The organism is Gluconobacter kanchanaburiensis NBRC 103587 (genome assembly GCF_007988905.1).
Classification (GTDB): Bacteria; Pseudomonadota; Alphaproteobacteria; order Acetobacterales; family Acetobacteraceae; genus Gluconobacter; species Gluconobacter kanchanaburiensis.
Genome location: NZ_BJVA01000006.1, coordinates 85,877 through 98,904, shown reverse-complemented (window position 1 = coordinate 98,904; position 13,028 = coordinate 85,877). Strand labels below are relative to the sequence as shown.

Here is a 13,028-nt window from a genome sequence, read left to right as displayed (position 1 = left end):
CATTCAGTATCCCGCGCCGGTCCCTGACTGATCTGTCGAAGTGCTCTGCACCTGAACGGTGATCTTTCCGGGGGTAGAGCTTACCTCCGGAACGTCGCCGGCCTGCTTCACAGCAATCTGTTGGCTGATGCTTTCCTGCTGTCTCAGCGCCTGAGCCTGTGGGAGATGCCCTGCTGCTTCAGCGGCATCAGCTGCAAGCGACAGGGCACGCCTCATGCCACGATAATCCAGACTGTCCCGTCTCTTCTGCGCAACGGACAGCGCCTCGCCATAGGCCAGTTCCGGCTGCATCTGCAGGAGGTTCAGTCTTGCCGTCAGTTCCAGTCGGTCAACCGTCGCAGCAACATCATGAAACGAAGCAAGATCCGCCACACGACTGGCCAGAACGGAATTCTGCTTCAGGTCGGCGGCAATCAGACCTGACAGATAAAGTGCCCGCTCCCTGATGCTGCTATCCGGCGATTTCAACGCCCGTTCCACTGCCTGTGATGCAAAAACGGTATCATGGAGCCTGTACAGCGCAGCAGCCCGGATAACAGCCAGATCGGACGTATCGGCATAATTGCGCAGGCTCAGTGCAGCCTCGGTCGTGCCGAGACTTTGCAGGGTCTTGCGGGGCTGGTCCTGTGCCAGCAGAACAGTCGCGAGATTGAACCCCGCTTCGTGGATTGCGACGGCATCGTCCCGCATCAGCGCACGGTCCATGGCCGTACGGTACTGGGCTTCTGCCTGAGACGACTGCCCGATCTCATAGACGCTTTTGCCCGTGTCCATCGCATTTTCGTAAGGCTGATCCGGCTTGGCGCTGTGTGCCGAGCGGGGGGATGAGCATCCTCCAAACAGGAGCGCGATCAGAGCTGCACAACCCGTCAGTGTGCGCTTCATGGCGTGATCGCCTGAGCTGGCAGACGGTGCGAAGGCTCCTGTTTTGTCCCCCCGCCGCCCAGAAGCCACAGTCCACGCAACTGATCGGTCAACTTGCGCAGACTGCTCGCACTCGCTTCCGCCTGCGCCAGCAGAGCCGGAAGCTGGGCCGTGGCTGTATTGGCATGAGCCACGGTCTGCTGAACCTGCGGCATGCTCTGCCGCAGGCTGGCCGTCGCGGCACGCGCGTTATCCATTGTGCCGTCGACCTTCGTCATAACCCCTCCCGCCTGCTTTTCAATGGGTCTGAGCGCAGCAATGACACCATCAAGATGCGTCAGAGCCTCGTTAGCCTTGTTCAGGACATCATCCTTCATAAGCAAGCCACCGATGGTGCCCTGTCCCTTGCGCATATCCGTCAGCATGTCGTTCACCTGGGCCGTGATCGCCTGGACATTGTTCATGGCGGGAACGAGCTTGTTACGCAGGTCCGTCACGGTCTGGGTAATGACATCCGCTGGATTGGCTTCAACCTTCGCCTGAAGCACTGCATAATCCCAGTCAAGCGGTTTGCCCATGCCGCGCCCGAGTTCAATGTAACTGGCTCCCGCGACGATCAGCCGATGACGGATGACCGCTGTGCTGTCCTGCCGGATGAAGTTCGCAAATTGCGGATCCAGATCCCCTTCCGCATACATCCGCCCTGTCTCGTTAAGTTTAAGGCGCCGGATTTCGCCTGCATGCACCCCCATCACTTCAATGTCATTGCCGATGGCAAGCCCCGCCACACCGCTTTCCGGCAGAACGAAATGAAGCTTCTTTTCGGGCGTCAGCCACTGACGCAGAAAACCCGCTTCCACGACCGCGACAGCGAACATGACGATCGCGGCAAGCACAAGAAGCCCGACCCATTCATCCGCATAGCGGTTCTGAAAGAGTGGGCGGGCCGTCTCGGTCTGGCGTACGCGAAACATCATGAACCTCGCATCGAAAACAGTCCGTCATCATAAAGCCTGAGCCGGACGGTGGCATTGGAAACATACCTGCCCCATCCCGCTTCATCGGGTGCGAGCCATACGACAGCGCATCCCCGATCCCGCAGGTCCGTCACAAGAGACAGAAACGCATTCATCAGCCCCGCAGACGCACCTTCCATCGGATGCTCCAGAAGAAGCAGGGCCGGCTCCCCCAGCATCGCCCGCACACAGGCCGCCCGCTGCCGGTCCATCGTGGACAGACGTCCGGGCGGCACGACGGGCAGACCCGGCAGACCCAGCCTCACGGCCAGATGCACCGCCTCTGCCTGAAGCCGGGCAATAGGAGTGCGGGTATGATGCAGTTGCGGCCACAGGATGTTCATGTGCGTGCCATAAAGGTCCACCCAGCCACCCGTCATCACGACACGACCGATACGTCCGCGCAGGGCATTTGCGCGTCTTTCGTCCAGATCCGCCCAATCCAGCCCCATACACCGCACATGTCCATCATCGAGCGGTACCAGACCAACGCACATATCGGCAAAAAGCGCGGCCTGTCCCATGTCCCTGCATTCGATCAGGGCGCACTCTCCGGGATTGAGGCGCAGGTTATAACGGCTGGAGACCAGACCGCTTTCGTCAAAACGAGGCCGGGCATCAACAAGGTCCAACCGCGCATCGAGCGAGTCCGGGAAAACATCATCGGGTTCAGCCATCGAAGCACACACTGAAAACCACGTTGATGATCATGATCGACAGCATTCCCCGCGCAAATCCACGCGGCAACATGCTTGCCAGATCATCCTCCGTCGTCACGTCCATCCCCGAAAGACACGAACAAACGCCCACAGCATAACCGCTGAACACGAATTTCGCAGGGATGACGAAATAGTCGATCGGTTTCACACTGGCCGCCACCTGATCCATGAACGCCCAGATAGGCATCGTGATCGCATCCTCAACACGACAGACAGCATAGCCCACGACGAGCGCAGTCATGCTGAAGATCATGCCCAGCGTGAACCCGCTGATCGTCATGGCAAGACTACGCGGCACCAGAAACGAAATGAACGGGTCAACGCCCATGCCCGTCATGGCGCGCATCTGCCCACCCGTCGTCAGGGTGCCGAGTTCGGTTAGCATCAGCATTCCCGAACGCCCCAGAAGAATTACTCCCACCAACACAGGCGCGATTTCACGCACCAGTACGGTGGAGAGAATGGAGCCCGTCATCTGGGCCAGCCCGGCAAATCCCAACCAGTAGACAGTCTGCGCCACGATCCCGAACCCCGTGAGAGCGGCCGTCACCAGCGTACTGAGAATGCCGCCCCCCACAGCCTGATGCAGGGAAGCCCAGAACTCAATCCGTACCGTACGCCTCCATGTCGTCAGCCTCCCGGCTTCGCGCATAATTCCCCAGCCTGCCCCGATCATCATCAAGGTAAAACGCATCTGCGTCCGGGAAAAATATCCCAGATGGACAAGCATGCTCCGGACCATGGTGATCCGGTCGAGGTTCCGCGGCATTTTCATCGACGACCGGCCAGAATGAAGCTGCGGGTAATGCCACTATTGGGAAGGTAGAACATGCCTCGTGCGCGAAAGAGGAAGTGTTCGCGCAGAATCACATAAGCCTGCTCGGAAACCTGGATCGTACCCGCATCCGGGGCGCTCCCGGTCAGCAGTTCAGCACCGTTGAGCGCATCGCCCCAGATATTGAAGACCGACGGTGCTTCTCCAAGTTCGGACGCCATGACGGACCCCACATCCATACCGATACGGAATACTGGATCCAGATCTGCGGCCGCGAGAGAAGACAGGCAGGCTTCACGGATAGAGACTGCGGCATCCGCAAGGCGAACGGCAGCGGATGGATCGGGCGTCTGGGAACATCCACCCACAAGCACGAGCCGGTTGCTGACCACTTGAACCGAGAAAAGACCGCTATTGCGAGCGATTTTCTGGATCTCGAGGCTGAGCGTCCGGATAACGCTCATGGCGCGTGTGATGCTGTCTCGATCCGGAGCGTAGGGATCGACGAAGGAAATCACCATGACGGGAACCTGCGGATACACACCCGCCGCCACGGGTTCGCCGTCCGCTACACCAGGCTCAAGCAGAAATCCTTCATCAAACCGCGTCTCCTGTCTCTGGGTGGAGAGCACGAAACCCTGGCTCGCACCACCAGTTCCTGCATCAAGAGGCTTTGCAAAGCGCAGGGCAACCACAGACGCCACGATGGCGATGATATGCTCCACCGCATCAGTCGGCGCCGGGTCTTCAAGCACGATGGCCCCGACCGTCCTGTGCGCGTTGCGGACCGGTTGGAACAGCAGATTGCTGGCGCCCACAGCCCGCATGATGACGCGCTGGAAGGTCTGTGTGCGCTCATCCTGCGACGCATCGGAGACCGATAGCGTATGGCCTTCCTCAAGAGCTTCGAAAAGCTTGGTATTCTCGCGACGGCTGATCTCGACACCCGTACTGTGAACGTCTCGCGCAGGATCGAATGCGTCCTCGCAGAGCAGTCTGTCCCCGTCAGGCAGCAGACGCCACAGACTGGCCCGCCGTGCCCCAGTCCGGGCAGTCAGGGCTTCGGTGAGGATGGGGACTTCATGTGTAGAATCGAACAGGTTTGGTGTGCTCGCGATTTCAAGAAGCGAGGCATTTTCGGCTTTTACCTGTTCGCGTCCCTGACTCAGTCTCTTGCGCAGGCGCTCCACATGGCGTCCCTGAGCCACCAACGCCAGAGCGAGGATCGAGGCGAGGCCAACAATCAGAAGCGAAAACCAGATATTCTGCTTCCGCGCTGTCTGCGCGAAATCGGCGAAATCGCTTTCAGGCGCATTAAGAAGCAGTACCCAGTGCCTATGGACGAACGGCAGTTCGGAAGCAATCGTGACGTAACTCTTGCCCCTTGCCTGGACCACTCCCGTTCCTGGCCCCTTGATGCGGAAACGGTTAAGCGCGTGGGTAAAGACCGGTTGTGTCTTGGGATCGAGAAAGACATTACCTGGATCGAACGTGCTGGGATCCTGACCGGGAGCAAGGTTGTGTCCCGCCATGATCTGACCATGCATGTCGACGATCACGGCCTGTCCGCTGCGACCGACCTGCAAACTGTTGAGAAAAGAGGTGAGCTGGTTCAGGGAAATATTGATGGCAAAAACGGCCTTGTGACCATCATGATCATCAAAGGCCAGAGACGCCGTAATAATAAACTGATGCGTTGCAATATGGGCGTAAGGATCCGTCCAGTGGAGCGCCCGCTCCGGATCATTCTGGTGCTTGACGGCCTTGGCAAACCATGGACGCGTCAAGACAGTGTAGCCTTCCGCCGGATCGGCGCCCTCCCCCGTGATGTTTCCGTCCTTGTCCGTATAGACGTGATGATAGACCTGTTTTCCATCATCCGTCTGGAAATGCGTCTGCTCGAAGCCGTCCTTGCCATGCCGCGTGATCATCCAGAACTGGTTCTGATCATTGGCAATATAGAAACTGTCCACCTGGGGCGTGTGCGTCAGGATGGAACGGCCGTAGAGCATGAACGTGTTGGGTGTAACGTTCGTCAGCGGATCGCGCAGCATATCCTGCGCAATCACTGCCCCTACAGATGCGGGCGCAAGATAGTCGCTGACTTCCTGCGTAACGTAACGCTGCTGACTGCGCAGAAGGTCGTTGGAGAGGGAAATGGCTCCCCGACGGGTCATCTGGTAGTTGTGGAAGCTGATTACCGTAATCGCGGCAATAACGAGCAAAACCCCAGCAAACGGCCCGAAAATCTGAAAAATCCGACGGCGGTCACTGGCCGGGCTCTGGGCGGGATCCACAATTTCTGCGGCTGACAACGTATTTCACTCCGGACTGGGGCAGTGCCGCGGACCAGGGCCATACTGCCGCGCAGCGCCAATATCCCCCGAGTAACGCATGACTGCAACCCGCTGCAATGAACTGCAACTACTCTTTACAGAAGCAGATCAGGTTTCTCCCGGCCCGGTATAACAACTGGCAGAGGCACGGTTTGAAGCGGATGGCAGCGCATGGATGTGGCGGCTTATGGATTTCATCGTTATGGTCTGGTGCTTTCCAATTTGGCGTTTTCCAATTTACGGTGGTTTTACTGAAAGCCGTCGGAACTGCGGTGTCTTAAACATGAGCCATTCTCTCTCCCACCGCGCCGTCCTGTCTTTTACGGGTGCGGACCGAAACAGTTTCCTTCAAGGGCTTGTCACCAACGACATTCAGAGCCTGCCCGTGGGAAAATCCATCTGGAGTGCGCTGCTCACACCACAGGGCCGCTGGCTGAGCGAATTTTTTCTTTATAACGGATCAGACCGCATTCTGATGGATTGCGCGGCAGACCATGCCGATATGCTCGTCAAACGCCTCTCCCGCTTCCGGCTTCGCGCGGATGTGCAGATCGAAAAAACGGATCTACGTGTCATCACAGGCACGGAAGACCGGTCCGGTCCGCCCGACAACACGATGGTCCATGCCCCTGATCCACGGTGTGACGGCGCGGGTTGGCGAGCCATCGTGACCGGAACGGATCAGGCCGGTGAAACCCCTACCGAATTTCTGGAGCGCCGCCTCACGCTGGGCCTGCCGGATATCATGGATTTTGAGCCCGAACAGACACTGGCTTTGGAAGCCGACATGGACCTACTGCACGGCGTTTCATGGAAAAAGGGCTGCTACATGGGGCAGGAACTTACCGCCCGCACCCATTATCGCGGCCTCGTCAAACGCCGTCTGTTGCCTGTGGTTCTCACGGACGGAGTCTTCCCGGAACAGGGCGGCCTGATCGTCGCAGGAGAACGCGAGGTCGGAGACATCCGTTCGCACAGCGGAAAACGCGCCATCGCCATGCTGCGACGAGACGCTTGGTCTTCCAACGATCTGACATGTAACGGCGCATCGCTTTCCGTGGACTGGCCCGCCTGGTTCCCCGACGACAAGCGTTGAGGACAAACCATTATGACCTATGCCCCACCACCTCTCGCAATCGTTGATAAAATCCTTGCACAGGTAAAATTCGATGCGAATGGCCTGATTTCCGCCCTCGCACAGGCCCCTGACGGCATGGTGCTGATGCTGGCCTGGATGAATGCGGACGCCCTGCGCGAGACGCTGCTGACAGGCCACATCTGTTACTGGTCTCGCAGCCGCCAGAAGCTCTGGCGCAAAGGTGAAACTTCGGGACAGCAGCAGAAACTGATCGAAGCGCGGCTCGACTGCGATATGGACGCCATTCTCATGATCGTCGATCAGACCGGCGTGGCCTGTCATACCGGACGGCGGAGCTGTTTTTATCATGGCGTAACGCCGGACGGACTGCGCGATACCGCGCAGCCCGAAATCAGCGCCGAAGAGCTTTACGGCCGCTGAACAGCCTGACCCGACAGGGTCCAACCCGGGACGAGGAACGTAGCCGGACAACCATTCTGGTCATCTGGTGAGGACAGATAAGCGCCCTCATACGGGAAGCGCGACAGCTTCTTCGGGTCCAGCGTGAACCAGAGCTGCGTCAGGACCGTCTGTCCATTATGCGCCGGCTCGCAGCGAACCTGAAGCGCCCGATCGTCGTGCACGTTCATCAGGCGCGCAAACATGGCGAGAAGATCGTCACGTTTGACCTGAAAGCCCACCTGCTGCGACAGCCATACCCCGAACGCCGACGCAGCAAGCCGGTCCCGCATTTCCATGGACGTGATGAAGAAACGGTCCGAATCATAACCGAAGCAACGGGCGTGCTTGGTGTATTCATGCACGTAAAGCGGCTTTTTCAGATGCGGCACAACACCCCGCAGCGCCTCGACCGTTGTCGGCAGGAGCTGCGGGGGGGTATCGTCATGGTCGTAGAGATCGCACCCCTTCGACCACCATTCCTGCACCGGCACGCCCTGCGCCTCCAGAGCATGCGGTTCCGAGGCCCACAGGCCGTGCAGACCAATCGAGATCCGATGCGTCTGGTCCCACTCGCACCCACCGCCCGTGGCGCAGAACCCCGGCTGCCAGGTCAGCGCCAGCGTATCGTGCCGGAAATCAGTATGGGCCTTGGGCGTGAGTGAAGGCCCCGTCGGAGCCTGCGAGACACAGCCTCCCAGCAGGAAAAGAGCGACAAGGACAGAACGCTTCACGCAAAAAGCCCTCTGGCATGGTGGATCAGATGGTCCGCAATGAAACTCTGTATGAACCAGTAGGAATGGTCATATGCGGCATGACGACGCAGTTCGAGCGCCTGCCTGCCCTCCTTTGCCGCCGCTTCCAGCGCGTCGGGACACAGATCGGCCAGATACTGGTCCATCAGCCCCTGATCCACGAGAATGGTGGAGGGATGCGTGTGTCCTGACCGCAGAAGCAAAGTCGGATCGCAGCTCTGCCACTTTGCCGGATCACCGCCGAAATAGGCATCGAATGCTTTCTGACCCCAGGGAACCGTACTCGGATGACAGATCGGCGCAAAGGCCGAGACCGTCTTCCAACGGCCTGGATATTTCAACGCCTGTATCAGCGCACCCATGCCCCCCATGGAATGCCCCATGATGCCGCGTCGGGTACCATCCAGCGGATAAAGCCGTTCCGTCAGGGCCGGAAGCTCCTCCCCAACATAAGTTTCCATACGGTAGTGACGACTCCACGGAGCGGAGGTGGCGTCGATATAGAATCCTGCCCCGGATCCGAGGTCGTAGGAGTCATCCTCGCTCTCGATCCCCGTATGTCGCGGGGACGTGTCGGGCGCGACCAGAGCGATACCGTGTTCGGCGGCAAAACGCAGGGCATTGGCCTTGATGAGAAACGTCTCCTGCGTCGCCGTGAGTCCGGCGAGCACATGGATAACCGGAACCTTCTGCCCCGCCAGCGCCTGCTTCGGCAAAAACACACCGAAGGTCGCGGGCACGCCGAGCGCCTCTGACTGATGCCGCATGAACCTGAGTGAACCGTCGAAACAGGCGTGATGCGCCAGAACCTCGAGACCCGGAACTTCAAGATCCGACATACTCAGTACTCCACGACCGTACGGATGCTCTCGCCGCGGCTCATCATGTCAAAGCCCAGATTGATGTCTGCCAGCTTCAGCTTATGCGTGATCAGGGAGTCGATATCGATGCGGCCTTCCATATACCAGTCCACGATTTTCGGAACATCGGTCCGTCCGCGCGCGCCACCAAAGGCCGATCCGATCCAGCGTCGTCCCGTCACAAGCTGGAACGGCCGCGTGCTGATTTCCTGCCCGGCACCAGCCACACCAATGACGCAGGATACCCCCCAGCCGCGATGTGCGCTTTCAAGCGCCTGACGCATCAGGGTCGGATTGCCCACACACTCAAATGTGTAGTCCAGACCACCGCCCGTCATCTCGATCAGATGCCCGACAAGATCCCCATTCGGCCCCAGTTCTTTCGGGTTCACGAAATCCGTCATGCCGAACTGACGGGCGATCGCCTCGCGCTCCGGGTTGATATCAATGCCAATGATCCGGTTCGCCCCGACCATTTTCGCACCCTGAATAACATTGAGCCCGATACCGCCGAGTCCGAAGACGCCAACCGTCGCACCAGCTTCAACCTGCGCCGTAAACAGCACCGCTCCGATGCCCGTCGTCACGCCGCAGCCAATGTAGCAGACCTTGTCGAACGGCGCGTCGGGACGGATTTTTGCTAGAGCGATTTCCGGCAACACCGTGAAATTCGCGAAGGTCGAGCAGCCCATGTAATGATGGATCGGCTGTCCTTTGTAAGAGAAGCGGGACGTGCCATCCGGCATCAGCCCCTTGCCCTGCGTGCTGCGGATGGCCGTGCACAGATTGGTCTTGCGCGACAGACAGGACGGACATTCACGACATTCTGGCGTATAGAGCGGAATGACATGATCGCCGGGTTTGAGGTGCTTCACCCCGGCACCGACCTCCCGGACAATTCCCGCCCCTTCATGACCGAGAATGGCCGGAAACAGGCCTTCCGGGTCCTGACCGGAGAGCGTGTACTTGTCGGTATGGCACAGACCCGTCGCCATGATCTCGACCAGCACCTCCCCGTCACGCGGGCCTTCGAGCTGAACCGTATCGATTTCCAGAGGCCGGCCAGCCTCGAACGCAATGGCTGCGGTAACGTCCATAACATCAGTCTCCTCAATAAAAGTGGACATACTCTGTCGTATGGAACGAGCGTACCGCAAGAGCAGGCTCCGGTCGCTGCAAAAGAAAGTAAAGTAACAGACACCGTTTGCTGTTGGCCCCCGGCGGGCTTCACAGCTAGGCTTTCGATGGACATTTTCTTCCATCCGAGGAGACAGCCGTTTGATCGTTAACCGCCCGCACGGACTGGCCATTCTTTTCCGGGAGGCGCTGCCTCCGCTGATCATCCTGACCCTGTGGGATTTTGTGGTGGTGATCCTGTTCCAGATCTACCATCAGGACTGGATGGAACAGCCCTCCCTTCCTATTTCACTGATGGGATCGGCGCTCGCAATCTTCCTCAGCATGCGCAACAACGCTGCCTATAACCGGTGGTGGGAAGGCCGGACTCTCTGGGGCTCGATCACCAACAACTGCCGCTCCTTCGGTCGTGAAGCCGCCACCCTGCTTGGGGGACGTCCGGACCTCGCACGCGCGATGGCCGCCTATCCACATGTACTGCGTGCCGCCCTGCGCGGAGAGCCGCCAAACGACGACTGCAAGCGCCTGCTGGCTCCGGAAATGTACGACAAGGTCTTCTCATGCTCGAACACCGCGAACATGCTGCTCTACCAGATCGGCCTGGGTGTGCGCGACGAGGTCGAGCTCAAGGGCATTGACGGCGCCGTTCATGGAACGGTTGATCGTATCCTGTCCGATATCGCCAACTCCCAGGGCGGTCTTGAGCGTATCAAAAATACGCCGCTCCCCGCTCAGTATTCCCTGCTGCCCGAAATCGCCACGCATCTGTTCTGCATCATCCTGCCTCTCTCGGCCGTCCAGACGCTGGGCTGGATCACTCCACTGGGTTCCAGCATCATCGGAATGCTCTTCCAGATGCTCGATCGCAGCGGACGAGACCTCCAGGAACCGTTCAAGAACAGCGTCCATGCCCTGCCCATGCTGACCATGGCACGGACGATCGAACGTGACCTTCTCCAACCCATCGGGGACACACCGCCCGCCCCCATCCCGGCAGTCAACGGCGTTCAGCCCTGAGACAGATGACTGTTCATGCCTCTCTCCTGCGAACGGACAAGACAGGAGGGGGATTTTCTGCTACGAGTCATACCCATGAACACGTTCAAAAGCCCCCAGAAGGGCGGCATGACCGATGAAATGGCTCGTGTCGCAGCCAATAATACTGCCCGCCAGACCGATCCGGAACACGACACGGACCCGTTCCGTGAAGGTGATTCCATTGTCTATGCAGCCCATGGCGTCGGGCGCGTGGACAAGATCGGCATGGTCGAGGTTGCCGATACCTCCATCGAGATGATCCAGATCTCGTTTCCTGGCAACCAGATGACCCTGCGCATCCCGCTGGCCAAGGCCAGAAAGGCTGGCCTGCGCAAGATCGTCACCCGTGACATCGTTGACAAGGCAATGACTGTCATCAAAGGCAAGCCGCATGTCAGCAAGGGCATGTGGGCGCGCCGTGCCGTGGCGTATCAGGAAAAGATCAACTCCGGTGACCTGATCCAGATCGCTGAAGTGCTTCGTGATCTGCGTCGCAATGTCGACAGCCTCGATGGCAGCTTCTCCGAGCGCAAGCTGTTCGAAGCTGCTCAGGAACGTTTCGTCGCAGAAGTTGCGGTGCTGGAAAATGCAGACCCGGCACAGGTTCTCGAGAATCTGACCAAGACCATGAAAGCGGCCTGAAAGGCTGTTTGAAAAACAGTCATTTCTCCAATATGGACCCTGAATGTGGTTTTCTTCGCATCCCCGAGGGGGGCTCCCGCGTTGGCAAGGGAGACCCCCTCGGGGAGATGTGTTGTCAGCCATTTTTCAAACCTGCATTCCAGAGGAGAGGTGAAGCCCCATGCCTGCCCCTTACAAAGACCGTTTCGCCGGCAAGAAAGTCCTCGTCACAGGGGCATCCCAGGGAATTGGAGAAGCCACCGCGCTGCGGTTCGCCGAGGAAGGCGCGCAGGTCGCCCTGAACGGTCGGAAAGAAGACAAGCTGATTGCGGTCCGCGACAGGCTTCCGAAAGTCTCCGGTGGGGAACATCCGATCGCCACGGGCGATATTTCCAGAGAAGAAGATGTCAAACGACTGGTAGCAGACAGCATCAAGGCCATGGATGGCCTGGACGTTCTCGTCTGCAATGCGGGCTATCAGATCCCTTCCCCTTCGGAAGACATCAAACTCGAGGATTTTGAAGGCGTGATGGCCGTCAACGTTACGGGCGTGATGCTGCCGTGCCGGGAGGTCATCCGTTACTGGCTGGAGACTAATCAGCAGGGCACGATCATCGTGAACTCCTCCGTCCACCAGATCATCCCCAAGCCCCATTATCTGGGCTATTCCGCATCCAAGGGCGCTGTGGGCAACATTGTCCGAACCCTTGCACTGGAATATGCCAGCCGCGGTATTCGCGTGAATGCAGTCGCTCCCGGAGCAATTGTCACGCCCATCAACATGTCGTGGATCAACGACCCCGAACAGTACAAGGCGGTTGCCGGGCATATCCCCATGAAACGACCGGGAGAAAGCCGCGAAATTGCGGACGCTATTACTTTTCTTGCCGCTGAAGATAGCACTTACATCACAGGGCAGACCCTGTATGTCGATGGTGGCCTGACGCTCTTTGGCGATTTTGAAAAAAACTGGTCCTCGTAATTCCCATGGCTTCTTCCCTTACTGTTCTGCTGATCGAGGATGATTTTCTCATCCGGACATGCCTGGCGGAATTCCTGCTCGACAGCGGTCTGACCGTCAGGGAAGCAGACAACTGTGCCGAAGCCCGTGCCATCATCGCTGCAGAGCCGAATCTGGATGCTCTCGTAGCCGACATGGCCCTTCCGGACGGCGACGGAATGTCGCTCGTCCATCCGGCCCGTGACCGCTGGCCCGATCTTCCGGTCATCTACATCAGTGGTCATGGAGATTTACGTCGGGATGAGACATCCGGCGACCCGGCCCGTGACCGTTTCATCTCGAAGCCGTATACGCTAGCAAGTATTCTGGAGGCCCTTGAGGACATGACATCTACGGCCTCGGACTAGGA

The 13,028-nt window shown here is 58.8% G+C and carries 14 protein-coding genes; 6 read left to right on the top strand and 8 right to left on the bottom strand.

What is annotated here, in order from left to right; all coding sequences use genetic code 11:
- Nucleotides 1-3: 3 nt before the first annotated feature.
- From GKA01_RS06710 to GKA01_RS06690, 5 genes are read right to left on the bottom strand one after another with little or no spacing between them, the layout of a single operon-like run.
- On the bottom strand, nucleotides 4-885 hold the full coding sequence (locus tag GKA01_RS06710) for a hypothetical protein (protein WP_146860492.1): 882 nt from the start codon (nucleotides 883-885) through the stop codon (nucleotides 4-6).
- A complete protein-coding gene (locus GKA01_RS06705; protein WP_146860718.1) occupies nucleotides 882-1,838 on the bottom strand; it encodes an MlaD family protein in 957 nt (318 codons plus the stop codon). The genes GKA01_RS06710 and GKA01_RS06705 overlap by 4 nt, the downstream gene beginning before the upstream one ends.
- Nucleotides 1,838-2,557 (bottom strand): P-loop NTPase family protein, encoded by a 720-nt coding sequence (locus GKA01_RS06700; RefSeq protein ID WP_146860490.1) that lies wholly within the window; start codon nucleotides 2,555-2,557, stop codon nucleotides 1,838-1,840. The genes GKA01_RS06705 and GKA01_RS06700 overlap by 1 nt, the downstream gene beginning before the upstream one ends.
- Entirely contained in the window at nucleotides 2,550-3,374 is an 825-nt protein-coding gene (locus GKA01_RS06695; RefSeq protein ID WP_146860486.1) for an MlaE family ABC transporter permease, read from the bottom strand. Before GKA01_RS06695 ends, GKA01_RS06700 begins: the two co-directional genes overlap by 8 nt.
- Nucleotides 3,371-5,689, bottom strand: a complete 2,319-nt coding sequence (locus GKA01_RS06690) for a cache domain-containing protein (protein ID WP_146860482.1) — start codon at nucleotides 5,687-5,689, stop codon at nucleotides 3,371-3,373. The genes GKA01_RS06695 and GKA01_RS06690 overlap by 4 nt, the downstream gene beginning before the upstream one ends.
- 304 nt (nucleotides 5,690-5,993) lie before the next feature.
- Between GKA01_RS06690 and ygfZ the strand changes: the two genes are divergently transcribed.
- Nucleotides 5,994-6,806, top strand: coding sequence for a CAF17-like 4Fe-4S cluster assembly/insertion protein YgfZ (gene ygfZ, locus GKA01_RS06685; RefSeq protein WP_244289175.1), 813 nt, complete (start codon nucleotides 5,994-5,996; stop codon nucleotides 6,804-6,806).
- Nucleotides 6,807-6,818: 12 nt separating this feature from the next.
- Nucleotides 6,819-7,229, top strand: a complete 411-nt coding sequence (hisI, locus tag GKA01_RS06680) for a phosphoribosyl-AMP cyclohydrolase (RefSeq protein ID WP_146860479.1) — start codon at nucleotides 6,819-6,821, stop codon at nucleotides 7,227-7,229.
- Here hisI and GKA01_RS06675 read toward each other — a convergent pair.
- Genes GKA01_RS06675 through GKA01_RS06665 form a run of 3 tightly spaced genes read right to left on the bottom strand, consistent with a single transcriptional unit; the run spans nucleotide 7,217 to nucleotide 9,959 of the window.
- On the bottom strand, nucleotides 7,217-7,981 hold the full coding sequence (locus tag GKA01_RS06675; RefSeq protein WP_146860476.1) for a ribonuclease T2 family protein: 765 nt from the start codon (nucleotides 7,979-7,981) through the stop codon (nucleotides 7,217-7,219). The genes hisI and GKA01_RS06675 overlap by 13 nt on opposite strands.
- The gene (gene fghA / locus GKA01_RS06670) at nucleotides 7,978-8,841 is read right to left on the bottom strand and encodes an S-formylglutathione hydrolase (protein WP_146860473.1); all 864 of its coding nucleotides are present in this window, start codon (nucleotides 8,839-8,841) and stop codon (nucleotides 7,978-7,980) included. The genes GKA01_RS06675 and fghA overlap by 4 nt, the downstream gene beginning before the upstream one ends.
- Nucleotides 8,842-8,843: 2 nt before the next feature.
- On the bottom strand, nucleotides 8,844-9,959 hold the full coding sequence (locus GKA01_RS06665; protein ID WP_146860470.1) for an S-(hydroxymethyl)glutathione dehydrogenase/class III alcohol dehydrogenase: 1,116 nt from the start codon (nucleotides 9,957-9,959) through the stop codon (nucleotides 8,844-8,846).
- 181 nt (nucleotides 9,960-10,140) lie between these two features.
- Between GKA01_RS06665 and GKA01_RS06660 the strand changes: the two genes are divergently transcribed.
- The 4 genes from GKA01_RS06660 (at nucleotide 10,141) to GKA01_RS06645 (ending at nucleotide 13,026) form a co-directional block, all read left to right on the top strand.
- The gene (locus tag GKA01_RS06660) at nucleotides 10,141-11,016 is read left to right on the top strand and encodes a bestrophin family protein (RefSeq protein ID WP_146860468.1); all 876 of its coding nucleotides are present in this window, start codon (nucleotides 10,141-10,143) and stop codon (nucleotides 11,014-11,016) included.
- A 75-nt stretch (nucleotides 11,017-11,091) separates the two neighbouring features.
- Entirely contained in the window at nucleotides 11,092-11,679 is a 588-nt protein-coding gene (locus tag GKA01_RS06655; protein ID WP_146860465.1) for a CarD family transcriptional regulator, read from the top strand.
- Nucleotides 11,680-11,839: 160 nt separating this feature from the next.
- Nucleotides 11,840-12,640 (top strand): SDR family NAD(P)-dependent oxidoreductase, encoded by an 801-nt coding sequence (locus GKA01_RS06650; protein WP_146860462.1) that lies wholly within the window; start codon nucleotides 11,840-11,842, stop codon nucleotides 12,638-12,640.
- Between the two features lie 5 nt (nucleotides 12,641-12,645).
- Nucleotides 12,646-13,026 carry a response regulator gene (locus tag GKA01_RS06645; protein WP_146860459.1) on the top strand — a complete coding sequence of 127 codons (381 nt, stop codon included), beginning with the start codon at nucleotides 12,646-12,648 and terminating at the stop codon, nucleotides 13,024-13,026.
- Nucleotides 13,027-13,028: the final 2 nt, after the last annotated feature.